At 71.0% G+C, this 410-nt stretch carries 1 pseudogene; it reads right to left on the reverse strand.

Going from position 1 to position 410, the window contains the following annotated elements:
- A pseudogene (locus EN852_RS35580) lies at positions 1-410 on the reverse strand (double-strand break repair helicase AddA); the annotation flags it as partial.

A 410-nucleotide genomic window follows, 5' to 3' on the forward strand; every position in this document is an offset into this window, starting at 1 on the left:
TGGCGTGACCGCCAGCCGGTCGATCTTGCCGGAGATCGAGCGCAGCTTGCCCTTCACGTCGAGACTCCCCATGACCGCGACTTCGGCGCGCGAGGATGGCGCGAACAACGGGCCGAAGCGGCTGTCGGACAGGATCGACAGCACCGCCGCAAGCGCCTTGTCGCGCTCGCCGTCCGGCCAATCGGCGCCGGCGCGCGCCAGGTAGCGCTCGGCCGCGTCTCCCCTTTCCGCCTCGGCGATGCCGGGCAGCACCTGCAGCAATTTGTGCAGAGCAAGGCCGCGCACGACCGCGAAGCCGGGCTCGGCGACGGCATCCAGCACCGGCGAGCGTGTGTCGGGCGCAGCTTCCTTCGCCTCATCGATCAACGCCGAGGCGCCGGAAGGCGAAAGCTGCCGCGGCCGCTTTCGCC

The sequence above is a fragment of the Mesorhizobium sp. M2E.F.Ca.ET.209.01.1.1 genome (assembly GCF_004010375.2).
Taxonomy (GTDB): domain Bacteria; phylum Pseudomonadota; class Alphaproteobacteria; order Rhizobiales; family Rhizobiaceae; genus Mesorhizobium.